The following is a 24,391-nucleotide window of genomic DNA, read 5'->3' as shown; positions in this document are numbered from 1 at the left end:
CACACGCGCCCAGGGCGGCGCCCGCCAGCACGTCGCTCGGGAAGTGGACGCCGGTGTAGACGCGGGACATGGCGACCGAGAACGCGATCGGGGCGACCACGGCACCCCAGGCCGGGGACTCCAGGGCCACGCCGGTCGCGAAGGCCGCCGCCGACGCCGCGTGACCGGACGGGAACGACGTGGTGATGGGCTGCCGCTTAAGCTGCCGCCCCAGCGGAACGGGGTCCAGGACGGGCCGGGGGCGGCGCACGGTCCGCTTGCCGAGCGTGTTGATGGTGAGGGAGGCCAGGGTCAGTGAGGCGATGCCCCGGGCGGCGGCCCGGCGGGCGCGCGGAGTACGGCTGGCGGCCACCGCGGCGGCCGTCGCGAACCACAGCACGCCGTGATTGGCACTCCGGCTCAGCCGCGGCAGCACGGGCTCGCCGGCGGGCCAGTTCCGTTCGGCGGCCACCTCGAAGAGGCGGCTGTCCAGGGAGAGCAGCCACTCGCGCAGGGCGTGGCGGCCGGGGAGGGGGACCGTGAGGTCGACGTCAGGGCTCATGCGGTGCCGGGTACCCTGAAATGGCCGTTTGCTGCCCGCCGGACCGTCGGCGAGCCGTTTCGACCATCGGCGGACCGTGTCGAACGTCGGCGAACCATGCCGAACGTCGGCGGACCGTTTCATCGGAGGACCCCGCATGCGCCTGCTCCTCATACGCCACGGCCAGACCACGGCCAACGTGGACTTCCTCCTGGACACGGCCGTCCCCGGCGCGGAGCTGACCGACCTGGGCCGCCGCCAGGCCGCCGCCCTCCCCGAAGCGCTCGCCGACGAGGACATCGAGGCTCTCTACGCCTCCACCCTGGTCCGCACCCAGCACACCGCGGCCCCGCTGGCCGCCGCCCGAGGCCTTGACGTACGCGTCCGCGACGGCATCCGGGAGCTCACCGCCGGTGACCTGGAGATGCTGCCCGGCGACACGGAACCCGGCCACGAGTACATGCGCATCGTGTTCGCGTGGGCCGCCGGTGACACGGAGCTGCGGATGCCGGGCGGCGAGAGCGGCACCGAGGCCCTCGCCCGCTACGACGGCGTGATCGCGGAGGCCGTGGACAGCGGCGCCCGCGCCGTCGCCATGATCAGCCACGGCGCCGCGATCCGGATGTGGACGTCCGCCCGCGCCGACAACATCGACGTGGCCTTCGCCGCCGCCCGCCCCCTCGACAACACCGGCATCGTGATCCTGGAAGGCTCCCCGGCCGACGGCTGGAAGGCGCTGTCCTGGGAAGGTGCCCTGGTCGAGACGGCGGGACCGGACGCGGACGGCGGTCCGACCGGACAGCCGCTCGACGAGGACCAGAGGCCCTAGCGAAGTCCTTCGCGAGGCCCTCGCGAAGCTCTGGCGGGCACAATAAGGGTTTGCCCGGCCGCCCCACAGAATGCGTGGTCATGGGACATCTGGAAGCCGCACACCTCGAGTACTACCTTCCCGACGGGAGGCCGCTGCTCGGCGATGTGTCCTTTCGGGTCGGCGAAGGCGCCGTGGTCGCCCTGGTCGGGCCCAACGGCGCAGGCAAGACGACCCTCCTGCGGCTGATCTCCGGCGAGCTGAAACCGCACGGCGGCACGGTCACCGTGAGCGGCGGCCTGGGCGTGATGCGTCAGTTCGTGGGCTCCGTACGCGACGAGACGACCGTACGAGATCTGCTGGTCTCGGTCGCCCCGCCGCGTATCCGCGAGGTCGCGGGGGAGGTCGACAGGGCCGAGCACGGCATCATGACCGTCGACGACGAGGCGGCCCAACTCGCTTACGCGCAGGCCCTGTCCGACTGGGCCGAGGTGCACGGCTACGAGTTCGAGACCCTGTGGGACATGTGCACCATGGCCGCGCTCGGAGTGCCGTACGACAAGGCGCAGTTCCGGCAGGTGAGCACGCTCTCCGGCGGTGAGCAGAAGCGGCTCGTGCTCGAAGCGCTGCTGCGCGGCGGCGACGAGGTGCTGCTCCTTGACGAGCCCGACAACTACCTTGACGTGCCCGGCAAGCGCTGGCTGGAGGAGCGGCTCAAGGAGACCCGCAAGACGGTCCTGTTCGTCTCCCACGACCGTGAACTCCTCGCCCGCGCCGCCGAGAAGATCGTCTCCGTGGAGCCCTCGCCCACCGGCGCCGACGCCTGGGTGCACGGCGCCGGCTTCGCCACCTACCACGAGGCCCGGCGTGAACGCTTCGCCCGCTTCGAGGAGTTGCGTCGCCGCTGGGACGAGAAGCACGCCCAGCTGAAGAAGCTCGTCCTGAACCTCCGTCAGGCGGCCTCCATCAGCCACGAGTTGGCGTCCCGCTACGCCGCCGCCCAGACCCGCCTGCGCAAGTTCGAGGAGGCGGGCCCGCCCCCCGAGCCGCCGCGCGAGCAGGACATCACCATGCGCCTCAAGGGCGGCCGGACTGGCATAAGGGCCGTGACCTGCAAGGGACTTGAACTCACCGGCCTGATGAAACCCTTCGACCTGGAGGTCTTCTACGGCGAACGCGTCGCCGTCCTCGGCTCCAACGGCTCGGGCAAGTCCCACTTCCTGCGCCTCCTCGCCGGCGACGAGGTGAAGCACACGGGGGAGTGGAAGCTCGGCGCGCGCGTCGTGCCCGGCCACTTCGCGCAGACCCACGCCCACCCCGAACTCCAGGGCCGCACCCTCCTCGACATCCTGTGGAAGGAGCACGCGCAGAGCCAGGGCCCCGCCATGTCCCGACTGCGCCGCTACGAGCTGACCGGCCAGGCCGAGCAGAGCTTCGACCGGCTCTCCGGCGGGCAGCAGGCGCGCTTCCAGATCCTGCTCCTGGAACTCCAGGGCGTGACTGCTCTGCTCCTCGACGAGCCGACCGACAACCTCGACCTGGAGTCCGCCGAGGCTCTGCAGGAAGGCCTGGAGGCGTTCGACGGCACGGTCCTCTCCGTCACGCACGATCGCTGGTTCGCCCGCTCCTTCGACCGGTACCTGGTCTTCGGCAGCGACGGCAAGGTCCGCGAGACGACCGAGCCGGTGTGGGACGAGCGGCGGGTGGAGCGCGCGCGATAGTTCCGTTCAGTGCGGAGGCCGCGGGGCCCGAATGTTCGTAGAGTGGAGTCAGGACCGTGAGACTCGACGAGCGGGGCACACCATGACCGGAGTCGACCCTGCGCGCCTGGACGATGCTCAGCTCATCAAGGAGCTGGAGACCATCCACCGCACGCGCCACGACACCCTGCTGTACGGCTCGAACGACGCGCTGCGCGCCCACAACGACCGTATGGCCGGACTTGAGGGCGAGTATCTGCGCCGCCATCCGCGTCGCCTCGTGGCCCCCGGCCGGACCCGGCAGGGGGCACGCGAGCGGGACTGAGGTGTGGTGTGTTTGTGCCTTGAGGTCGGGGGCAGGCGAACTTCCAGCGCTGGAGCGCACACGCGTTCCCACCGACGGTGACCGTCCAACCCGGAGCATGCTCAAGGGAGTTGTGACGCACCATGTCTACTCGCACGAGCACGAAACGCCATTCCCACCACGACGCCCCCGACACCGCGGAGGCGTTCCGCACGCTGGTCGCGCTGCCTCCCGGCCCGCAGAAGGACACCGTCCGTGAACACATCGTCGAGGCCTGGCTGCCCATGGCCGACCGGCTCGCCGGGCGGTTCCGCAACCGGGGCGAGAGCACCGAGGACTTACGCCAGGTCGCTGCCCTCGGGCTGGTGAAGGCCGTCGACCGGTACGACCCCGAGCGCGGCAACGCGTTCGAGAGCTATGCCGTGCCGACGATCACCGGCGAGATCAAACGGCATTTCCGGGACCACATGTGGACGTTGCACGTGCCTCGGCGGGTGCAGGATCTGCGGAACCGGGTGCGGGTCGCCGGGCAGGAGCTGGCCCAGACCGTGCCGGGGCGGCGGCCCACCGTGGCGGAGATCGCCGCACAGGCGGCGCTCTCCGAGGAGGAGGTGAGGGTGGGGCTTGAGGCGCTGGAGAGTTTCAGTGCGTTGTCGTTGGACGCGGAGGTTCTCGGCGGCGAGGACGGGTATGCGCTGAGCGATGTTCTCGGGTCCGCTGATCCGGCGTTGGATGTCGTCGTCGATCGTGAGGCTGTGCTGCCTCGGCTTGCCGCGTTGCCCGAGCGGGAGCGGACGATTCTGTACCTGCGGTTCTTCGGGGACATGACGCAGAGTCGGATTGCTGAGCGGTTCGGGATTTCGCAGATGCATGTGTCCCGGTTGATCAGTCGGTGCTGTCGGCGGATTCGGGAGCAGGTTCTGGAGGATGCGGGTTAGAGGCCGGGTGCGGGTTCGTCGTGGCTGGTCGCGCCCACGCGGCGGGGCCGCACATCGATACAGCCCCGCCCCTGAAGGGGCGCCTCAGTCGGCCTGAATTTCACTCGCTCGGCCCCTCACGTCCCGCTAATGGGGCTTGGCCGCGCGCGGTGTTGACCGGAGCGGGCTGTGATGGTGGTGCCGCCGTCCTCGGTCTAAGGAGACCCGCTCATGCGCCGCACCGCTCTTGCCCTGTCCGTCGTCGCCCTTGTCGGCGTCGTCGGGGGTGCCGCCGGTCCTGCTCTGGCCGCCGATCCGGCCGCCGAGGTCAGTCCGAGTACCGTGCAGGCGGGTGGGAGTGTGACCGTTTCCGTCTCGTGCGAAGTGATCGGGGGGACCGCGCCCGACACCATCGACGCCACGTCCCAGGGGTTCGACGACGGGACCGTCCAGCTGCAACGCGTGCGCGGCAACGACGACCGGGCCGCCGGGGCCGCCTATCGGGGGACCGCGCGGATTTCCGACGGCGAAGGAGCCGGGCGGGATCCCGCGTGGACCGTCGACGGGACCTGTCCGGCGCCGCCCGGGGGGCAGGGGCGGCCGTGGAGCGCGACCTTCAGTGTGGAGCGCGGGGGTGGGCAGCCGCCGTGTCAGGAGCCCCGGGGGGAGTCCTGCAGTGGCGTGCCTGCCGCGATTCAGCGCGGGGTGCGGGCGGGGGAGGGCGGTACCTTCACCGACTCCGTTCCGGCTCTGGTCACCGGTGGTGTACTCGTCGCGGGCGCCTTCGGTGGTGCCGTGTACCGGCTGCGCAGGCGGACGCCGCGACACTGAGCGCGCGATCGGGACACGGCACGGCACTGCACGAGGGACTGCGCGGAGGCACCATGCGGCAGGCGGACGCGGTAGGCCAGGGGCCCGTGCGGTACGGGCCGGTGTTTCCCGACGACGGGCTGCCCGTGCTGCCGGACCTGGCCGCCGTGCTCGCCGCCGCCGCGTCCCGCACCGAGGAGCAGCCCGTCGGCGGCGCCCCCGCCCTGCTCGACGCCGCGAGCGGCTACTTCGAACGCCGGGGCCTGCCCGCCGAACCCGCCCGCGTGGCCGCCGCCCCGGGTGCTCCCGCGCTGCTGGTCGCGCTGACCGCCGCGCTCGGCGGTGACGTCCTGGTGCCCAGACCCTGCGCCGCCTGGTGGGCGCCGTACGCGCGCCTGTTGGGCAGATCCGTGTTCCATGTGGGCACCCCGGCCGAGTGCGGCGGGGTGCCCGATCCGTACGCCCTGCTGGAGACCGTGCGCCGGGTCCGGGACGAGGGCGGTGACCCGCGGCTGCTCGTGCTGTCCGTCGCCGACGACCCCACCGCGACCGTCGCGCCGCCCGAGGTCATGCACGAGGCCGTCGAGGCCGCCGCCGCCGAGGGACTGCACCTGGTCAGTGACGAGACCTGGCGCGACACCCTGCACGCACCCCGGGGCACCATGCTGCTCAGCCCCGCCGAGATGCTGCCCGACCGGGTCATCGTCGTCACCGACCTGGCCGGCGCGCTCCTCCCGTCCGGCTGGCCGGCCGCCGTCGCCCGCTTCCCCGCCGGCCGCACCGGAGACGCTCTCCGCGCGCGCGTGCTCGACGTCCTCACCGCACTCGGCGCCCGCGTCGCCGCGCCGGTCGCCGCCGCGGCCGGCCACGCCCTCGGCGAACCCCCGCCCGTCGTCGCCCGCCGCGACACCGCCGTACGCCTGCACGCGCGCGTGGCCGCCGCCGCGCACGCCGCCGTCACCGGGGCGGGCGCGTTCTCCCGGCCGCCGCAGGCGGGGCGTCATCTGTACGTCGATCTCGGGCCGTTGCGCCACGCGCTCACCCCGCAGGGGGTGGGCGACGCGCAGGACCTGGAGGAGTTCCTCACCGCCCGGCTCGGCATGCCCGCGCCGGGCGGCCACCGTTTCGGCGACGACCTGGGCGCGCTGCGGGTACGGCTGTCCACCGGGGCGCTGCTGGGCCGTACGGACGCGGAACGCGCGGAATGTCTCACGTCACCCATTCCGTTGGAACTGCCACACGTGCAACGCGCGTTGATGTCCTTGAGGTCGATCTTCGACGATCTCCGCGACGACGCTCAGCGATGGGAGCCTCCTCGATGACGCAGCAGTCCGAGTCGACCACCAGCAGTACGACCACGCGGGAAACCGCCGACCCGACGCCCCCGTTCGCCCCCTCGTCCCCGCCGCTCGCCGAGCCCCGCCCACTCGGCGAGCGGCGCGTGTGGCCCCGTGCCTTCCACGACCGGCTCACCGCCCCGCTGCCCGGCCTCAAGGCCTTCGCCCGCTTCGCCCGCGAGGGCTCCGTACGCCCCCGGCCCGAAGGCCTCGCCGACATCCCCCAACTCCCGTTCGCACCAGAGCCCTTGCCCCAGGTCGACGCTCTGACCGTCGCCGTCACCTGGGCGGGGCACGCCAGTTGGGTGGTGCGGATCGGCGGCCTGACCATCCTCACCGACCCGGTCTGGTCCCGCCGCATCCTCGGCACCCCGGCCCGGATCACTCCCGTGGGCGTGGCCTGGGAGACACTCCCGCCGATCGACGCCGTCGTCATCAGCCACAACCACTACGACCACCTCGACGCCCCCACCCTGCGCCGACTCCCGCGCCACACCCCGGTGTTCGCGCCCGCAGGCCTCGGCAGCTGGTTCAGACGCCGCAGATTCACCCGCGTGACCGAGCTGGACTGGTGGGAGGCGGCCCAACTGGACGGCGTCCGCCTCGACTTCGTGCCGGCCCACCACTGGTCCAAGCGCAGCCTCACCGACACCTGCCGTTCCCTGTGGGGCGGTTGGGTGATGACAGCACCGGACGGCCGGCGCGTCTACTTCGCGGGCGACACGGGCTACGGCCACTGGTTCTCCCGCATCGGCCGCCGCTACCCCGGTATCGACCTCGCCCTCCTCCCCATCGGCGCCTACGACCCGCGCTGGTGGCTCAGCGACGTCCACTGCGACCCGGAGGAGGCGGTGCGGGCGGTGCAGGATCTGGGGGCGCGGCGGATGGCCCCGATGCACTGGGGCACGTTCGTCCTGTCGGCGGAGCCGGTCCTGGAACCACTCACAAGGGTGCGGGCGGCCTGGGAGCAAGGGGGCCTGGCGAGGCAGGACCTGTGGGACCTACCGGTGGGAGCTTCGAGAGTGCTGAACGAGACCCCCTAGGGGCGCGGGGCTGTGTCGATTTGCGGCTCCGCCGCGGGGCGCGACCAGCCACACACGACCCGCACTCCGCAACGAAATATCAACTGGCAGCCCGAACCCGCTTCCAAACAGTCGGCGCCACACTGATCACCACGGTCAGCGCGACCGCCGCCACCACACCCTCCCAAGGCTCCGGAAACAGCGAACCGCCGAGGATGCCGATCAGCTGGTACGTCACCGCCCAGGCCAGACAGGCCGGCGCATTACCCCGGGCGAACCGGCGGATCGGCCACTCCGCCATGAGGCAGGCCAACATCACCGGGATACGACCGGCCGGCACCATCCGGGACAGCACCAGCACCGCCACCCCGTGGTCGGCCAGCTTCTCCTGGGCCTGCGCGAGCCGCTCCTCCGGAGCCCGCGCGCGGATCGCCTCCAGCCAGCGCGAGCCGTTCTTCGACCCCATCCCGCGCCGCCCCAGCCAGTACAGCGCGATGTCACCGAGGAACGCGGCCAGCGAAGCCGTCACGAAGACCAGCGCCAGCGCGAACGGCGCCGTCTGGTGAAAGGCGACAACAGCGGCCGAACTCACCAGCGCGCCGGTCGGAATCACCGGCACCAGCGCCCCGAACAGCACCAGCAGGAACAACGACGGGTAGCCGATGGCCTGTTGGGTGGACTCGGGGGACGTCGTCGCGGTCGTGGACAGCGCGGCCGTGAGCCAGCTCACCGGGCGACCTCCGGGCGCACGCTCTCCCCGTGCCCGAGCCGGTGCACCGAGACCGAGGGCGCGAGCTGTGCCGCGATCCGCACGAACTCGTCGCCCGGCGTGTGGAACTCGTGCGGGCGCACCGCGTCCATCCCGATCGGCCAGTACGTGCCGTAGTGCACCGGCACCGCACTGCGCGGCGAAAGCCGGGCGAGGGCCTGGGCCGCGCGGCCCGCGTCGAGATGCCCCTCGCCGAGATACGGACCCCAGCCGCCCACCGGCAGCAGCGCCACGTCGACCGGCCCGACCTCCTTGGCCATGTCGTCGAACAGCCCGGTGTCCCCGGCGAAGTACGTCCGCGCCTCGCCCTCCACGACGTAGCCCAGCGCGGGGGACCGGTGCGGTCCGACCGGCAGCCGGCGTCCGTCGTGCCGTGCGGGCACGGCTCGTACGACCAGGTCACCGACCATCGTCTGGTCGCCGGGGGACACCTCGTCGATGCGCAGCTGCCGGAGCCGGCGCAGTCCGGGCACCGCGCGGAGTGCGCCCCGGGGCACGAGCAGGCGCGTGCCCGGGGCGAGGGCGGCGAGCGAGGGAAGGTGCAGGTGATCGGCGTGGAGATGGGAGACGAGCGCCAGGTCCGCGCGCCGGGCCTCGGGCGGCGGCACCGCGCCCCGGCGGCGTCGTAGATGCGCGAGTCGGCGGGCGAACAGGGGGTCGGTGAGCACGCGTACGTCCGAGTCCTCGATCGTGCAGGTGGCGTGACCCCACCAGGTGATCTCCACCGGCACCCTCTTTGCCTCCTTCGCGCGACTCCCCCGAAGCCTACGGGCAGGAGTAGGGTCGGCGGCGAAACCCGGAGGTGAGGGGGACGCCATGGGACAGGTACGCGGTGCCTCCGGTATGCCCTCGCGGCTGCGGGTCACGGCGATCGCCAGCCTGACACCGCTGGAGGAGTTGGACGACGACCCCTTCCTGGTCGACTCCCGCAGCCAGCACGCGATGTGCGCCCGCTGGGCCGCCGACCACGGCTACGTGATCGCCCGCGAGCTTCTGGTCCGCGGGCTGCGCCCCGACCACTGCGCCCTGTGGGACGGCGTCCGCCCCGGCCTCGACCTGTTCGTCGCCCCCAGCCGCCGGGTCCTGGAGAGCGCGCTGTCCTCCGTCGAGGGGTTCACCGACGAGTGCGCGCGACGCGGGGTGCGGATCGAGACGGTCGGCCGCGCGGAACCGTCCTACGACGCCCAGATGAAGGCCAGCGTGCACCGACGGCTGTCCATGCCGACGGCGGGCTACGACGGCCGGTGACACAGGGACCCCTCCGTCCCTTGTGACAAGGTGGGTGGAGGCCCGCCAGGTCGTCGGGTCGGGACGTGAGGTGTACGGGGCGTGGGTGGAGCGCGTTGGCGGCGGCTCGCCAGTCAGGTCGGGCGCAGTGTCGCGGTGTGGGCGGTCTCCACGGTCACCATGCTGGTGCTCGCCGGGATCCTGCCGGACTTCAAGCTCCAGTCCGCGGACGGTGACAGCGCCACCCGTATCGGTGTCACGGCCGCGTTCGGCGCCGGCGCCTTCGGTCTGCTGTCGGCCCTCGTCTGGCCGCTGCTGGTGCGGCTGTTGCTGCTGGTGCCCGCGCTCGTCCTCGGCCTCCTCGTCTTCGTGCTCAACGGGTCGCTGCTGCTGATCGCGCTGCGCATCAATCCGGACGGCGGGCTGCGCGGCCAGGTCGCCCCCGAGACCGCCGTCGTCGTGGCCGCCGTGATGTCCGCCGTCGCCTCCGCCACCGGCGGTGCCCTGGCCGTGCGCGACGACGACGCCTACCGCCGTCGCCTCTACCGCCTCGCCGACCGCCGCCGCAGAGCCCTGCCGCCCGGCCCGTCCTCGCCCGGCACCGTCTTCCTGCAGCTCGACGGCGTCGGTCACGACGTGCTGCTCGGCGCGGTGGCCAAGGGCCTGATGCCGACCGTCGCCAAGCTCCTGGGCGGCGACCGCCCCACCCACCGCCTCACCCCCTGGCGCACCGACTGGTCCAGCCAGACCGGCGCCAGCCAGCTCGGCATCCTGCACGGCTCCAACCACGACATCCCCGCGTTCCGCTGGTACGAGAAGGACACCGGCGAGGTGATGGTCTGCAACCGCCCGACCAGCGCCGCCGAACTCCAGGGCCGCGCCGTCGAGTACACCGGCGACGGCGGCCTCCTCACCGTGGACGGCGCCAGCCGCGGCAACCTGTTCAGCGGCGGCGCCGACGAACAGGCCCTCGTCCTGTCCATCGCCACCCGCCGCCGGGGCCGCGAGAACCGTTCCCGGGCGGGCTACTTCGCCTACTTCTCCGACCCCGCCAACGCCGTCCGCACCGCGATGTCCTTCGTCGCCGAGGTCGGCCGCGAGATCGGCCAGTCGACCCGCGCCCGCCTCACCAAGCAGCGCCCCCGGATCAAGCGCGGCGGCCTCTACCCCCTCGTCCGCGCCTTCGCGACCGTCGTCGAACGGGACGTCGTCGTCGCCGCCGTCATGGGCGACATGCTCGCCGGCCGCACCGCCGTCTACGCCGACCTCGTGGCCTACGACGAGGTCGCGCACCACTCCGGACCGCGCAGCCGCGATGCCGCCAAGGTGCTCCAACGCCTGGACCGCTCCCTCGCGTTGATCGAGAACGTCGCCGAGCACGCCCCGCGCCCGTACCGCATCGTCGTCCTCTCCGACCACGGGCAGAGCCCCGGCGAAACCTTCCAGGGCCGCTACGGCCTCACCCTCGGCGACCTGGTCCGGGCGGGCTGCGGACTGCCCGTGCCGCGCCGGGCCCGCCGCACCCACAGCGGCGCCGAGGCCCGCACGGCCGTCCGCGCGGCGCTGCGCCGGCCGGTCGAGGAGGACGACGGGCGGCACCGCCACCCCGGCCGCCACTCGGAGCCGATCGTGCTGGCCTCCGGCAACCTCGGCCTGGTCTCCTTCCCGGACGTGCCGCACCGCATGACCAAGGAGGAGATCGACGCCCGCCACCCCGCACTCCTCACCACGCTCGCCAACCATCCCGGCATCGGCTTCGTCCTCGTCCGCAGCGAGGAGCACGGCGGACTCGTCCTCGGCGCCCACGGCGCGGAGCTGCCGGTGGCCGAACTCGACGACAAACAGGGCCCGTTGGCGGACTTCGGCCCCGGCGTCGCGGACGCCGTCCGGCGCACCCACTCCTTCCCGCACACCGCCGACATCATGGTCAACTCCTGGTACGACCCGGCCGAGGACGAAGTCCTCGCCTTCGAGGAGCAGATCGGCTCCCACGGCGGCCTCGGCGGCGCCCAGGCCAAGCCGTTCCTGCTGTCGCCGCACACCTTCTCCGCACCGGTCGACGACGGCGAGGACCTCGTCGGCGCGGAACACGTACACCGGGTTCTGCGGCGGTGGCTGCGCGAGTCGAACGGCCCGCAGGTGCCGCTGACGGCCGAGCCGCAGGAGCGGGCCGCCTGAAGACGGGTTTTTATCAGGTGGCGGCCGCAACCACTAATTGAGAACCTTGATGGCGCGCAACCACGTCCGCGAGAGCGGCGCCGGTTCAGGCGCAGAAAGGGGCGCCTCTTTTGCAGGCTGCTGTCACTGTCACCCCCGCCCGTATACCGGAGTTGCTGCTCGGTCTCGCGACCGTGCGGCCCGTGTTCATCTGGGGTGCGCCCGGCATCGGAAAGTCGTCCCTGGTACGGGAGTTCGCGGAGTCGCTGGGGCTTGAGTGCGTGAGTCTGCTCGGTACGCAGCTCGCGCCCGAGGACCTGATCGGTGTGCCGCAGATCCGGGACGGGCGGTCGGTGTTCTGCCCGCCGGAGGCGATCGCGCGGGACGAGCCGTACTGCCTGTTCCTGGACGAGCTGAACGCGGCGACGCCGGATGTGCAGAAGGCGTTCTACTCGCTGATCCTGGACCGCCGTATCGGCAGCTACGAACTGCCCAAGGGCTCCATCGTGATCGGCGCCGGGAACCGGGCGACCGACAACGCGCTGGCCCGGCCGATCGCGTCCGCGCTGATCAACCGGCTCACCCACGTGCACCTTGAGGCGTCACCGAAGGACTGGCTCAACTGGGCGGCGGCCAACGGCATTCACCCGTGGATCCTGGACCACCTCACCGACCGGCCCGACCACCTGTGGTCCAAGCCGCCGAAGACCGAGGAGGCATTCTCCACGCCCCGCTCCTGGCACATGCTCTCCGACGCGCTGGGCTCCTTCGGGCCCGACCTCGACGAGGACACCCTGAAGGTCATCGCGCACGGCACGCTGACGCCCGCGCACGCGGTCGCGTTCTGCGGCTACGTCAAGATCGTGCGCAGCCGGTTCGGCATCGAGGCGATCATCAAGGGCGACGCCCGCTGGCCGCACCGGCCCGAGGACCGCGACCTGCTGTACTACCTCGCCGAGTCCTTCCGGGGCCGGCTCGTCAAGGAACTCCCGGTCAGCAAGGAGCACTTGTCGGCGAACGGGCTGCAGACCGCGTATCGCGCCAAGTCCCTGCTCGTGCAGCTCGCCGAGATCTCCGTGGAGGTCGCGCAGAGCGTCATCGCCCCGGACACCGACGGCAATCCGCTGTTGCCCGCCTGGTTCCTGGTCGAGGCGGCCCGTGACATGCCCCGGCTGGTCGAGGCCCGGCAGTGAGCCGCACGCAAGGGGGCAAGGGGGGCAAGGGGAAGCCGAAGAAGAAAGACCTCGCTGCCGAGGCCTTCGAGGAGGGGCTGCGGCTGGTGCGGGCCAACCGCGCGCTCGCCGCCATCGGCTTCAGCACCTGCCGCCAGGAGGACTGCCCCCGCACGCCCAACAGCGGTCTCGTCCGCGTCGACTCCAACGGCGTGCTGCACGTCCACCCCACCCGCTGGGCCGAACCCGCCGAGTGGGCCTGGGCGATCGCGCACTGCATCATCCACCTGGGCTTCGGCCACGTCCCGGCGGCGCCGAAACTGCGCGACCAGCCCGACGGCCCGGCCCTCGCGGCCCATTGCGCCGTCGTCAACCGCTTCCTGCTCGGCTTCCCCATCGGGGTCACCCCCGAGGACCTGCCCGCCTCCTACCCGGCCGGTGACGAGGAGCAACTCACCGCCCGCTGGCGCCGCGACGGCATCCCGCCCCTCTACGAGCGCTGCGGAACGGCGGGCGGCGAGCCGGACCAGTTGCTCGTGCCGTGGGACACCTGGCAGGGCGGCAAGGCGCCGGACTGGCAGCTGAACTTCGCGAACGCCCTGACGCGCACCGTCGCCATGGCGATGGACGTGGCGGGCGGACGCCGTGCCTCGATGCGCGGCGGCCCCACCCGACTCCAGCCCTGGGAACGGGCGTTGAGCTGGTTCGTCTCCTCCTACCCCCTCCTCGGCGGCATCGCGGCCGGCATCACCCTCGTCGCCGACGCCGAACTCGCCCGCGCCCACGGCATCTCCGTCGCCGCCGTCGACACCGGCGCGGCCGAGATCTACATCAACCCGCTGCGCCAACTCGACGACGAGGAATGGCGGTTCGTCCTCGCCCACGAGATGCTGCACGCCGCCCTGCGTCACGGCGACCGCTGCGGTGTCCGCGACCCCTTCCTCTTCAACATCGCCGCCGACTACGTCATCAACGGCTGGCTGTGCGAGATGGACGTCGGCCGGATGCCCGAAGGCCTCCTGCACGACCCGGAGTTGAAGGACCTCTCCGCCGAGGAGGTCTACGACCGGATCGCCGGCGACCTGCGCCGGATGCGCCGCCTGGCCACCCTGCGCGGCAAGGGCGTCGGCGACATCCTCGGCGGCCCCCTCGGCAGCCCGCGCGACTACGTGGACCTCGACGAGTTCTACCGGCGCGGCCTCGCCCACGGCCTCGACCTGCACCAGCAGCACCAACGCGGCTTCCTGCCCGGCGGGTTGGTCGAGGAGATCCGCGCGCTCAGCCATCCGCCGCTGCCGTGGGACGCCCAACTCGCCCGCTGGTTCGACGAGTTCGTACCCCGCCCCGAGCCCGTACGGTCGTACGCCCGCCCCTCGCGCCGCCAGTCCTCCACGCCCGACATCCCACGCGCGGGTCACTACTTTCCGCCCGAGGAGATCGCCCGCTGCACCTTCGGCGTCGTCCTCGACACCTCCGGCTCCATGGACCGCGCCCTCCTCGGCAAGGCGCTGGGCGCGATCGCGTCGTACGCCGAGGCCCGCGACGTACCGGCCGCACGGGTCGTGTTCTGCGACGCGGCCCCGCACGACGCGGGCTATGTGGCGGTCACCGACATCGCGGGCCGGGTCCGGGTGCACGGACGCGGCGGTACGGTCCTGCAGCCAGGGATCGACCTGCTGCATCGCGCGGACGACTTCCCGCCGGGCGCGCCGATCCTCGTCATCACGGACGGCATGTGCGACACCCTGCGCGTGCGGCGTGAACACGCCTATCTGATCCCGCAGAATGCTCGCCTGCCGTTCACCGCACGTGGGCCGGTCTTCCGGGTGCGCTGAAGCGGAATGTGATCGGATGGCACCGTACGACATCCGCGTCGAAAGGAATCATCGTGGCAACCACGCGCACCGCACACACCGTCTGGGAAGGCGACCTCCTCAAGGGCAGCGGCGAGGTCACCTTCGACTCGTCAGGCATCGGCGTGCAGCCGGTGTCGTGGGCGTCGCGCGCCGAGCAGGCCAACGGCAAGACCAGCCCCGAGGAACTGATCGCCGCCGCCCACTCCAGCTGCTTCTCCATGGCGCTGTCGCACGGCCTGGCCGGCGCGGGCACCCCGCCCACCCGCCTGGAGACCAAGGCCGACGTCACCTTCCAGCCCGGCGAGGGCATCACCGGCATCCACCTCACCGTCGTAGGCGAGGTCCCCGGCCTCGACGCGGACGGCTTCAAGGCCGCCGCCGAGGACGCCAAGAAGAACTGCCCGGTCAGCCAGGCCCTCGCGGGGACGACGATCACGCTGACGGTGGAATCCGCCTGACCCCGGCTTTCCCCCCCCCACCTCGATGCCGCGCCCGGAAAAACGGGTGCGGCATTGACATTCCCGCACTCAAGTTCTCAGCTGGAGATCGGGCAGCGCCTGGCGGAAGGGGACGGCGATGGGACGTGCGGTCGGGATCGATCTGGGGACCACGAACTCGGTGGTCGCGGTACTGGAGGGCGGGGAGGCCACGGTGGTGGCCAACGCCGAGGGGGCGAGGACCACGCCCTCGGTGGTGGCCTTCGCCAAGAACGGCGAGGTGCTGGTCGGCGAGGTCGCCAAACGGCAGGCGGTGACCAACATCGAGCGCACCGCGCGGTCGGTGAAACGGCACATGGGCGACACCGCGTGGCGTTTCCCGGACACGGGCGCCATCGACGGAACGCGGTACCGTGCCCAGGAGTTGTCGGCGCGCGTGCTGCAGAAACTGAAGCGGGACGCGGAGGCCTATCTCGGCGAGGACGTCACCGACGCCGTGATCACCGTCCCCGCCTACTTCGACGACTCCCAGCGCCAGGCCACCAAGGAGGCCGGCGAGATCGCGGGTCTCAAGGTGCTGCGGATCATCAACGAACCGACGGCCGCCGCCCTCGCCTACGGCCTCGACCGCGGCGAGGAACAGACCGTCCTCGTCTTCGACCTCGGCGGCGGCACCTTCGACGTCTCCCTCCTGGAGATCGGCGACGGCGTCATCGAGGTCAAGGCGACCAACGGCGACACCCATCTCGGCGGCGACGACTGGGACCAGCGGGTCGTCGACCATCTCGTCAAGAAGTTCCAGGGGCAGTACGGCATCGACCTCGGCAAGGACAAGATGGCGCTCCAACGCCTGCGCGAGGGCGCGGAGAAGGCGAAGATCGAGCTGTCCTCGTCCTCCGAGACGACGATCAACCTGCCCTACATCACCGCCTCCGCCGAAGGCCCGCTGCACCTCGACGAGAAGCTGACCCGCGCCGCGTTCCAGGAACTCACCGCCGATCTTCTCGACCGCTGCAAGACCCCCTTCCACCAGGCGGTCAAGGACGCGGGCATCAAGCTCTCCGCGGTCGACCACGTCATCCTCGTCGGCGGCTCGACCCGGATGCCCGCCGTCACCGACCTGGTCAAGGAACTCACCGGCAAGGACCCGCACAAGGGCGTCAACCCCGACGAGGTCGTGGCGGTCGGCGCCGCCCTCCAGGCCGGGGTCATCCGCGGCGACGTGAAGGACGTCCTGCTCCTCGACGTCACCCCGCTGTCCCTGGGCATCGAGACCAAGGGCGGCATCATGACGACGCTCATCGAACGCAACACGACCATCCCGACCCGGCGTTCGGAGATCTTCACCACCGCCACCGACAACCAGCCCTCGGTCGGCATCCAGGTCTACCAGGGCGAACGTGAAATCGCCGCGTACAACAAGAAGTTGGGCGTCTTCGACCTCACCGGACTGCCGCCCGCCCCGCGCGGGGTCCCGCAGATCGAGGTCGCCTTCGACATCGACGCGAATGGCATCATGCATGTCTCGGCCAAGGACCTGGCCACCGCCCGCGAACAGAAGATGACCGTCACCGGGGGCTCCGCCCTGGGCAAGGACGACATCGACCGGATGATGCGCGAGGCCGAGCAGTACGCGGACGAGGACCGCAAGCGGCGGGAGGCGGCCGAGACCTGCAATCAGGCTGAGCAACTCGTGTACCAGACAGAGAAGTTCATCCACGAGAACGAGGAGCGCGTTCCGGGTGACATCAGGGTCGAGGTCGAGGAGGCGGCCGCGGAGGTGAAGTCTCTGCTGGAACACAACGCTGATACGGCCGAGTTGCGCACCGGCGTCGAGAAACTCGCCACGGTCAGCCAGCGGATGGGCCAGGCGATGTATGCCCAGGCGGCGCAGCAGTCACCCACGGAGCAGGCGGAGCACACCGAGGAGCCCGACTCCGCGCGGCAGCACGATGAGGAGGAAGGTGTCGTCGACGCGGAGATCGTCGACGATGAACGGGACACGAAGGGCGGAGCCGCGTAGCCGCATCGCTGAGAGGGCGTAGTTCGGCTGCGGCGCCGCCGTGGCCGGTCGCGCAGTTCCCCGCGCCCCTTTGGGGCGCTGCTCAGGCGTCCGGCCTTGTAGGGCGCCGCCCGGCAGGAACGTGCTCATCGCACGCAGCCGTGCGGTTCAGGCCTTGCGGGCGACCCCGCCGTACAGAGGCACGATGCCCTCGGCCTGGGCCGCCACGTCCTCCGGGTCCGGCCGCCAGCCGTAGACCGAGATGACGCCGGGGCCGAGCAGCTCCAGACCGTCGAAGAACCGCGAGAACTCGGCCAGGGCGCGCGGATGGAACGGGGTGCCGCTGCGTCGGAAGTGGTCGGCCGCCTTCGCGATGGCCTCCGGGTTGAGGTCGGGGGTGACCTGCGACATCACCAGATAGCTGCCCGGGGCGAGGACGTCGACGTACCGCTTGATCAGGCCGTACACGTCGTCGCCGTCGGGCTCCGCGCCCAGATAGTGGGTGAGCGCGACCAGCGACAGCGCGACCGGCTGCGTGAAGTCCAGCGTCTCGCCGGCCAGCCGCAGGATCGTGTCCGGGTCGCGGACGTCGGCGTGCACGTACTCGGTGCCGCCCTCGGCCGAGCCGTGCAGCAGCGCCTCCGCGTGCCGCAGCACGATCGGGTCGTTGTCCGCGTACACGACCTTGGCGTCCGGGGCGACACTCTGGGCCACCTGGTGGAGGTTGGGCTCGGTGGGGATGCCGGTGCCGATGTCCAGGAACTGGCGTATCCCGGCCTCGGCGGTGGTCCGGGTCGCCCGGTGCATGAACCTTCGATTGGCGCGTGCGCCGCGCACCGCGGTGGCGTCAACGGCGAGAATCCGGCGGGCCAGCTCCTCGTCCACCGGGTAGTTGTCCTTGCCGCCGAGCCACCAGTCGTACACCCGCGCCGGATGCGGCCTGCTGGTGTCGATACGGGTGGGCGCGGCGTCGGATCCGGTCATGCGGTGTCGTCTCCTCGGGAGTTCTGAACCACGGGAGTTCAGGCCTGTGTGCCGGGACCGTGCTCAGAAGGTGCTCAGAAGGTCTCGCGGTAGTCCCGCAGGATCTTCTTGGTGCGCTGTGCGGACGCGGCGTGCGCCGTCATGTGGTCGAGGACCTCCAGATGCGCGGAGACCTCCGTACGGGAGTCCAGGTACAGGGCGCCGGTCAGGTACTCGGTGAACACCATGTCGGGGAGCTCCGGTTCGGTGAAACGGAACAGCGAGAAGGGGGCGTACGTCCCCGGGTGCGGGCCGTTCTCGAACTCGGCGACCTGGAGCGTGACCCGGTCGCGCTCGCCGAACTCCAGGAGTTTGTCGAGCTGTTCGCGCATGACCTCGCCGCGCATGCTCACCGGCCGGCGCAGCACGGTCTCGTCCATGATCACCCACAGGTGCGGCGGATTGTCCCGCTCCAGCAGCCCCTGCCGCGCCATCCGCAGCGACACATGCCGCTCGATGGTCTCCGGACCGGTCTGCCCGATCGTCCCGGCCTCCAGCACGGCGCGCGCGTAGTCCTCGGTCTGCAACAGGCCCGGCACGAAGTGCGGTTCGTACGAACGGATCAGCCCGGCGGCGCCCTCCAGGCTCACGTACAGGCTGAACCACTCGGGCAGCACATCGTGGAACCGCTGCCACCAGCCTGGCTGGTTCGCCTCCTCGGTGAGCGCGACGAACGCGTCCGCCTCCTCCTCGGGCACGCCGTACGTCGTCAACAGCACCTGGACGTACGGCACTTTCAGCGCGACCTCGGCCATCTCCATCCGCCGTACGGTCGCCGGTGCCACCCGCAGGACCTGCGCGGCCTCCTCACGCTTGATGCCGGCCGCCTCACGCAACTCCTGCAGCCTTCTGCCCAGCACCACTTGACCCACAGTGGGCGCGGGCCGTCGTTCACTCACGCCACGCCTCCCCATACGCGCCGAAGTCTGGGGGCAGTGTGCCATGTTCCGGCCACTGTCTCACCGGCTCGGAGGTGATCATTCGTCAGCCTCCCAGCGCGTGCAGGTACTTGGCCGTAGCCGGGTCGGCCGGGAGGAACGTCTCGATCGCCAGCTCCGACACCGTCACGTCCATGGGTGTGTTGAACGTGGAGACCGAGGAGACGAAGGACAGCACCCGGCCGTCGTGCTCGATCCGCATCGGCAGCGCGAAGTACGGGACGGACGGGGAGGGTTCGTCTCCGCGGTCGGCTTTCTCAGGCGCCGGATACGCCGCGACCTCGTCGTACAGCGCGCGCAACGGCTCGGAGCGGTGCAGGGCGATCTGCCGTTCCATCTGCGCGAGGAGATGCCCGCGCCACTCACCCAGATTGCGGATGCGCGGTGCCATGCCCTCGGGGTGGAGCGTCAACCGCATGGCGTTGAGCGGGGGTTGGAGGAGGGACTCCGGTACGCCGTCCAGGAGCATGGTGATGCCCCGGTTCGCCGCGACGACGGTGTAGACGGCGTCGACCACCAGCGCCGGAAACGGTTCGTAGCCCTGGATCAGCCGCTCCAGACCCTCGCGCAGCGCGCCCAACGCCGGGTCGTCCAGCGGGGTTTCCGGGTAGTGCGGGGCGTAACCGGCCGCCAGGAGAAGGGAGTTGCGCTCCCGCACGGGCACGTCCAGGTGCTCGGCGAGGCGCAGCACCATCTCCTCGCTCGGCCGGGACCGCCCCGTCTCGACGAAGCTGATGTGCCGGGCGGAGGAGTCGGCCCGCAACGCCAGCTCCAGCTGACTGACCCGCCGCCGCTCCCGCCAGGCACGCAGCAATGGGCCGACGCCCTTGCCGGCCGGGGCGGCGGCAGCGATGTCAGTGCCGGTCGGGACAATGGTCATACGCACGACCGTAGTCGAAGGAGCGCGCACGTGAACGAGTCGAGGATCCCGTCCGGGCAGGCCGCCGCGAACTCCCTGGGGGCGGCCACGGCGATGTACCGGGCCAGAGTCCGGGGCTGCCTCCTCGGCGGCGCGGTCGGCGACGCCCTCGGCTACCCGATCGAGTTCACCTCCCTCGACCGCATCCGAGAGAGCCACGGACAGCGCGGCGTGACCGGGTACGTGCCCGGCGCCCAGGGCGCGCTGGGCCTGATCAGCGACGACACGCAGATGACCCTGTTCACCGTCGAGGCGCTCATCGCGGCCCACGCGCGGGAACGGGAGAAGGGGATCGGCGGCGCCTGGTCCATGCTGCTGAGGCACGCCTACGAGCGGTGGCTGGAGACCCAGTCGAAGCCCGCACCGGGCGACAGCGCCACGGGCGGTCTGCTCGCCGAGCCCTGGCTGTACGCCCGCCGCGCCCCCGGCAACGCCTGCCTGTCCGGGGTCGCCCAGATGTACGCGCCCGACCCGTGGCTGGTCCTCGACGGCACGCCGGGCCCCGTCAACCCCGACTCCAAGGGCTGCGGCACGGTGATGCGGTCGGCCCCCTTCGGCCTGGTCAACACCGCCGACGCGGCCTTCGCCATGGCGGCTCGCGGCGCCCAGATCACCCATGGCCACCCCACCGGGTACTACGCGGCGGGCGCCCTCGCCGCGATCGTCGCGCACCTCGTCGCCGGGGGCTCCCTGGAGGGTTCGGTCCTGCGCGCGCTACGACTGCTGGAGCGCCACCCCGCCCACGAGGAGACGTCGGCCGCCCTGCGCGCAGCCCTCGACCTGGCCGCCGAGGGCTCGCCCACCGCCGAGAAGGTCGAGTCGCTCGGCGCGGGCTGGGTCGCGGAGCAGGCCCTGGCGATCGGCGTCTACAGCGCGCTGGTGGCGAGCGATGTGAAGGCCGCGCTGCTCCTCGCCGTCAACCACTCCGGCGACAGCGACTCCACCGGCTCCATCTGCGGCAACCTCCTCGGCGCCCGGTACGGCGACCACGGCCTGCCGCACAGCTGGGTGCAGCGGGTCGAGGGCCGTGCCACGATCGCGTCTCTCGCCGACGACCTCGCGGCGGAGTGCGTACCGGGCTGACCTCCGGGCACCCGTCTGACCAGGGACGCGACCACCCGCCTGGGCACGCCACCTGTGGCACGCTGAAGAGGAACCCGACCCGAAGCCCGACCCGAAACCCGATCCGATTCCCACCTGATTCCGACCCCGAGGAAGGAGCGAGGCCATGCCCGTCGCACCGCTGTCGCAGAAGGAGATCGAGGACCGCCTCGCGGAACTCCCGGGCTGGTCCGTCGACACGGACCGCCTCACCCGCGCCTACCGCCTTGCCTCCCACTTCGCGGCCACCGCGATGGTCGTCCACATCGCCCAGGTCCAGGAGGAACTCGACCACCACTCCGACCTGACCCTCGGCTACAACACCGTCTCCCTCACCGTGAACACCCACAGCGTCGGCGGCGCGATCACCGAGCTGGACTTCCAACTCGCCCGCAGGGTCGAGGACTTGGCCCCGGGACACGGCGCGAGCTGACCGGACGGGCCGGCAACGCGTGCGCGACCGCGGTAAGCCGTGTGCGCGATTACGGCAGGCAAGAGCAGGACGGCAACGCGTGCGCGACTACGACAAGGAAGGGCAGGACGGAAGCGCGTGCTCGACTACGACAAGGAAGCCGACGCCTACGACGCGACCCGCGGCGGCGAGCCCCGCGCCGCCGCGGCCGCCGAAGCCGTACTGGGCTTAGTTCCGCAGAACGCCCGAAGCCTGCTGGACGTGGCCTGCGGCACCGCCATCGTCACCCGCCGCCTGGCCGCCGCCCGCCCCGGCCTACGGGTGACGGGCCTCGACGCCGCACCCGCGATGGCCCGCACGGCGGCTTCCCGGCTTCCCGGCGCGATCCTCCTCGCGGACAGCCGCCAACTCCCCTTCCCGGATGGGGTGTTCGACGCGGTCACGACCGTATGGCTGCTGCACCTGGTGGAGGGCCCGGAGGACGCCAGGGCGATCATCGCGGAGTGCGCGCGGGTACTGCGACCCGGCGGCGTGTACATCACCACGGTCGACAAGGCCGCCGCCCACGACGTCGGCAGCGACATCGACGCCGTCCTCGCACCCCGTCCACGCCGCCCCGCCCAGGACCGCCCCGGTCACGTCCGGACCTACGCCGCCGAGTACGGCCTCCACCTCGCCGGCACCGCCCGCTTCCGTGGCCACGGCCAGGGCCGCAGCCCGCGCAGCACCACCGCCGACCTGCGACGCGGCTGGTTCACCATGCTGCCACACGGCGAACCGCTCACCGAACGGTTCGCCGCACAGCTGGAGTCGCTCCCGGACCAGGAACGGCCGCGCGCGGACCCGGAGTTCACCCTTCTGGCGTTCCGGAAGTCGGCGGAAACACACGGCAACTCGCCTGCGCACAGCGGCAACTGAGGGTACGGAACCCGTCCGTCCTCTCAGGAGGTACGTCACGTGAGCAACCCGCACCCCCATCCGCACGTTCCCGCACACCCGCCCCACCACCCCCGCAGACGAAGGGCAGTACTCTCCGCACTCACCACCGTCGCGGCCCTGGTAGCCGCCGGACTCACCGCACTCACCACCAGCACAACCGCCGAGGCCGCCACCGCCCGCCAGGTCGAGGCCCTCGACCGGGGTGTCGTCAGCGTCCACACGGACAGCGGCAACCTGGTCAGCTGGCGCTGGCTCGGCACCGACCCCGACGACGTCTCCTTCAACGTCTACCGCGCCGGTACGAAGGTCAACTCGGCCCCGATCACCGGCTCCACGAACTACTTCCACGCCGGCGCGCCCGCCCAGGCCGACTACACGGTCCGCGCGATCGTCGGTGGCGCGGAACAGGCCGACTCGGTCCACGCGATCCAGTTCCGCACCGGCTACAAGGACGTCCCGATCACCCCGCCCGCCGGCGGCACGACCCCCGACGGCGTCGCGTACACCTACGAGGCGAACGACGCCTCCGTGGGCGACCTCGACGGCGACGGCCGGCTCGACTTCGTCCTCAAGTGGCAGCCCACGAACGCCAAGGACAACTCCCAGTCCGGCTACACCGGTAACACGATCCTCGACGGGATCACCCTCGACGGCACCCGCCTGTGGCGCATCGACATGGGCCGCAACATCCGCTCGGGCGCGCACTACACGCAGTTCCAGGTGTACGACTACGACGGCGACGGCAAGTCCGAGGTCGCCATGAAGACCGCCGACGCCACCGTCGACGGAGCAGGCACGGTCATCGGCAACTCGGCTGCGGACTACCGCAATTCGAGCGGTTACGTGTTGTCGGGACCGGAGTACCTGACCATGTTCAACGGTCAGACCGGCAAGGCGATGGGCACCGTCGACTACGTCCCGGCGCGCGGCACGGTCTCCTCCTGGGGCGACTCGTACGGCAACCGAGTCGACCGATTCCTCGCCGGTACTGCCTACTTGGACGGCAGCCGCCCCTCCCTGATCATGGCGCGCGGCTACTACACGCGCACGGTGATCGCCGCCTGGGACTGGCGGAACGGCGCCTTCACCCGCCGCTGGACCTTCGACACCAACTCCTCGACCAACACAGGCAAGGGCTACGACGCCCAGGGCAACCACCAGTTGGCGATCGCGGACGTCGACGGCGACGGCAAGGACGAGATCGTCTACGGCTCGATGGCCGTCGACGACAACGGCTCCGGCCTGTGGACCACCAAGAACGGCCACGGCGACGCCATGCACGTAGGCGATCTCGACCCGTCCCGCCCGGGGCTGGAGGAGTTCAAGGTCGACGAGGACGCGTCGAAACCGTCCTCGTGGATGGCGGACGCGAAGACGGGCGCGGTCATCTGGTCCACGCCGGCCAACGGCGACAACGGCCGCGGTGTCTCCGGGGACGTCTGGGCGGGCAGCGCCGGCGCGGAGTCATGGTCGGCGTCGGAGAGCGGCGTCCGCGATCCCAAGGGCACGGTGGTGGCGAGCCGCAAGCCGTCCAGCACCAACTTCCTGTCCTGGTGGGACGGCGACCCGGTACGCGAACTCCTCGACGCCACCCACATCGACAAGTACGGCACGACCGCCGACACCCGCCTCCTGACCGCCTCCGACGTCCACTCCGACAACAGCACCAAGGCGACCCCGTCCCTGGCCGGGGACATCCTCGGCGACTGGCGGGAGGAGGCCGTCTGGCCCACCACGGACAACACGGCGCTACGGATCTACTCGACCCCGTACGAGACGACCACCAGGATCACGACCCTGCTCCACGACACCCAGTACCGCACGGCCCTGGCCTGGCAAAATACCGCATACAACCAACCGCCCCACCCGAGCTTCTACATCGGCGACGGCATGGCGACCCCACCCCGGTCGGCGGTGTACACACCGTGAGACAGGCGGCTGCGCGCCGGGTTCGCGCAGCCGCCCTCTACGCACACGGCACCCCCCCGCAATTTTAGCCCACCATTCTGTCTGTTAATCAA

23 protein-coding genes are annotated in these 24,391 nt (G+C 71.4%); 17 read left to right on the top strand and 6 right to left on the bottom strand.

The genetic code is table 11. From position 1 onward, the window contains the following. Nucleotides 1-541: phosphatase PAP2 family protein (locus ACFWP5_RS43070; protein WP_384170037.1), on the bottom strand; the 541-nt coding region annotated here is incomplete at its 3' end. A 136-nt stretch (nucleotides 542-677) separates the two neighbouring features. Here ACFWP5_RS43070 and ACFWP5_RS43065 point away from each other — a divergent pair. The 7 genes from ACFWP5_RS43065 to ACFWP5_RS43035 all read left to right on the top strand — a co-directional run bounded on the left by ACFWP5_RS43065 (nucleotide 678) and on the right by ACFWP5_RS43035 (nucleotide 7,439). Next, the gene (locus ACFWP5_RS43065) at nucleotides 678-1,349 is read left to right on the top strand and encodes a histidine phosphatase family protein (protein ID WP_384170035.1); all 672 of its coding nucleotides are present in this window, start codon (nucleotides 678-680) and stop codon (nucleotides 1,347-1,349) included. A gap of 80 nt (nucleotides 1,350-1,429) precedes the next feature. Further along, complete coding sequence (locus tag ACFWP5_RS43060) at nucleotides 1,430-3,049, top strand: ABC-F family ATP-binding cassette domain-containing protein (protein ID WP_384170033.1); 1,620 nt, start codon at nucleotides 1,430-1,432, stop codon at nucleotides 3,047-3,049. A 31-nt stretch (nucleotides 3,050-3,080) separates the two neighbouring features. After that, nucleotides 3,081-3,353: a DUF6158 family protein gene (locus tag ACFWP5_RS43055; RefSeq protein WP_384170031.1), complete on the top strand. Its 273-nt coding sequence runs from the start codon at nucleotides 3,081-3,083 to the stop codon at nucleotides 3,351-3,353. A gap of 122 nt (nucleotides 3,354-3,475) precedes the next feature. Beyond that, a complete protein-coding gene (locus ACFWP5_RS43050; protein WP_384170029.1) occupies nucleotides 3,476-4,270 on the top strand; it encodes an RNA polymerase sigma factor SigF in 795 nt (264 codons plus the stop codon). A 210-nt stretch (nucleotides 4,271-4,480) separates the two neighbouring features. Continuing rightward, nucleotides 4,481-5,080, top strand: coding sequence for a hypothetical protein (locus ACFWP5_RS43045; protein WP_384170027.1), 600 nt, complete (start codon nucleotides 4,481-4,483; stop codon nucleotides 5,078-5,080). A 53-nt stretch (nucleotides 5,081-5,133) separates the two neighbouring features. Beyond that, nucleotides 5,134-6,381 carry an aminotransferase class I/II-fold pyridoxal phosphate-dependent enzyme gene (locus ACFWP5_RS43040; RefSeq protein ID WP_384170024.1) on the top strand — a complete coding sequence of 416 codons (1,248 nt, stop codon included), beginning with the start codon at nucleotides 5,134-5,136 and terminating at the stop codon, nucleotides 6,379-6,381. Then, nucleotides 6,378-7,439 carry an MBL fold metallo-hydrolase gene (locus ACFWP5_RS43035; protein ID WP_384170022.1) on the top strand — a complete coding sequence of 354 codons (1,062 nt, stop codon included), beginning with the start codon at nucleotides 6,378-6,380 and terminating at the stop codon, nucleotides 7,437-7,439. Before ACFWP5_RS43040 ends, ACFWP5_RS43035 begins: the two co-directional genes overlap by 4 nt. 79 nt (nucleotides 7,440-7,518) lie before the next feature. Here ACFWP5_RS43035 and ACFWP5_RS43030 read toward each other — a convergent pair whose 3' ends face one another. Continuing rightward, a complete protein-coding gene (locus ACFWP5_RS43030) occupies nucleotides 7,519-8,148 on the bottom strand; it encodes a DedA family protein (RefSeq protein WP_384170020.1) in 630 nt (209 codons plus the stop codon). Further along, nucleotides 8,145-8,918: an MBL fold metallo-hydrolase gene (locus ACFWP5_RS43025; RefSeq protein ID WP_384170018.1), complete on the bottom strand. Its 774-nt coding sequence runs from the start codon at nucleotides 8,916-8,918 to the stop codon at nucleotides 8,145-8,147. The genes ACFWP5_RS43030 and ACFWP5_RS43025 overlap by 4 nt, the downstream gene beginning before the upstream one ends. Nucleotides 8,919-9,003: 85 nt before the next feature. Here ACFWP5_RS43025 and ACFWP5_RS43020 point away from each other — a divergent pair, with 85 nt between their 5' ends. The 6 genes from ACFWP5_RS43020 to dnaK all read left to right on the top strand — a co-directional run bounded on the left by ACFWP5_RS43020 (nucleotide 9,004) and on the right by dnaK (nucleotide 17,059). Then, entirely contained in the window at nucleotides 9,004-9,435 is a 432-nt protein-coding gene (locus ACFWP5_RS43020) for a hypothetical protein (RefSeq protein ID WP_384170016.1), read from the top strand. An 81-nt stretch (nucleotides 9,436-9,516) separates the two neighbouring features. Further along, a complete protein-coding gene (locus tag ACFWP5_RS43015) occupies nucleotides 9,517-11,592 on the top strand; it encodes a phage holin family protein (RefSeq protein WP_384170014.1) in 2,076 nt (691 codons plus the stop codon). Between the two features lie 110 nt (nucleotides 11,593-11,702). After that, nucleotides 11,703-12,764, top strand: a complete 1,062-nt coding sequence (locus ACFWP5_RS43010) for an ATP-binding protein (RefSeq protein WP_384170012.1) — start codon at nucleotides 11,703-11,705, stop codon at nucleotides 12,762-12,764. Continuing rightward, nucleotides 12,761-14,578 carry a hypothetical protein gene (locus ACFWP5_RS43005; protein ID WP_384170010.1) on the top strand — a complete coding sequence of 606 codons (1,818 nt, stop codon included), beginning with the start codon at nucleotides 12,761-12,763 and terminating at the stop codon, nucleotides 14,576-14,578. The genes ACFWP5_RS43010 and ACFWP5_RS43005 overlap by 4 nt, the downstream gene beginning before the upstream one ends. A 53-nt stretch (nucleotides 14,579-14,631) precedes the next feature. After that, complete coding sequence (locus ACFWP5_RS43000; RefSeq protein ID WP_384170007.1) at nucleotides 14,632-15,057, top strand: OsmC family protein; 426 nt, start codon at nucleotides 14,632-14,634, stop codon at nucleotides 15,055-15,057. Between the two features lie 118 nt (nucleotides 15,058-15,175). Continuing rightward, nucleotides 15,176-17,059: a molecular chaperone DnaK gene (dnaK, locus tag ACFWP5_RS42995; RefSeq protein WP_384170005.1), complete on the top strand. Its 1,884-nt coding sequence runs from the start codon at nucleotides 15,176-15,178 to the stop codon at nucleotides 17,057-17,059. A 147-nt stretch (nucleotides 17,060-17,206) separates the two neighbouring features. Here dnaK and ACFWP5_RS42990 read toward each other — a convergent pair whose 3' ends face one another. From ACFWP5_RS42990 to ACFWP5_RS42980, 3 genes are all read right to left on the bottom strand, one after another. Continuing rightward, a complete protein-coding gene (locus tag ACFWP5_RS42990) occupies nucleotides 17,207-18,022 on the bottom strand; it encodes an SAM-dependent methyltransferase (protein ID WP_384170003.1) in 816 nt (271 codons plus the stop codon). A gap of 74 nt (nucleotides 18,023-18,096) precedes the next feature. Next, the gene (locus tag ACFWP5_RS42985; RefSeq protein ID WP_384170001.1) at nucleotides 18,097-18,960 is read right to left on the bottom strand and encodes a helix-turn-helix domain-containing protein; all 864 of its coding nucleotides are present in this window, start codon (nucleotides 18,958-18,960) and stop codon (nucleotides 18,097-18,099) included. Nucleotides 18,961-19,045: 85 nt separating this feature from the next. Then, nucleotides 19,046-19,879 (bottom strand): helix-turn-helix domain-containing protein, encoded by an 834-nt coding sequence (locus tag ACFWP5_RS42980; protein ID WP_384169998.1) that lies wholly within the window; start codon nucleotides 19,877-19,879, stop codon nucleotides 19,046-19,048. A 93-nt stretch (nucleotides 19,880-19,972) separates the two neighbouring features. Between ACFWP5_RS42980 and ACFWP5_RS42975 the strand changes: the two genes are divergently transcribed. From ACFWP5_RS42975 to ACFWP5_RS42960, 4 genes are all read left to right on the top strand, one after another. Continuing rightward, nucleotides 19,973-21,001 (top strand): ADP-ribosylglycohydrolase family protein, encoded by a 1,029-nt coding sequence (locus tag ACFWP5_RS42975; protein ID WP_384170039.1) that lies wholly within the window; start codon nucleotides 19,973-19,975, stop codon nucleotides 20,999-21,001. A gap of 145 nt (nucleotides 21,002-21,146) precedes the next feature. Next, a complete protein-coding gene (locus ACFWP5_RS42970) occupies nucleotides 21,147-21,452 on the top strand; it encodes a 4a-hydroxytetrahydrobiopterin dehydratase (RefSeq protein ID WP_384169996.1) in 306 nt (101 codons plus the stop codon). Nucleotides 21,453-21,569: 117 nt separating this feature from the next. Further along, complete coding sequence (locus ACFWP5_RS42965) at nucleotides 21,570-22,349, top strand: class I SAM-dependent methyltransferase (RefSeq protein ID WP_384169994.1); 780 nt, start codon at nucleotides 21,570-21,572, stop codon at nucleotides 22,347-22,349. A 39-nt stretch (nucleotides 22,350-22,388) separates the two neighbouring features. Continuing rightward, nucleotides 22,389-24,299, top strand: a complete 1,911-nt coding sequence (locus ACFWP5_RS42960) for a rhamnogalacturonan lyase (RefSeq protein WP_384169992.1) — start codon at nucleotides 22,389-22,391, stop codon at nucleotides 24,297-24,299. Nucleotides 24,300-24,391 lie beyond the last annotated feature (92 nt).

The sequence above is a fragment of the Streptomyces sp. NPDC058469 genome, from assembly GCF_042721125.1.
In the GTDB taxonomy this organism is placed as follows: Bacteria; Actinomycetota; Actinomycetes; order Streptomycetales; family Streptomycetaceae; genus Streptomyces.
This window is presented reverse-complemented; position numbering and strand designations above follow the sequence as displayed.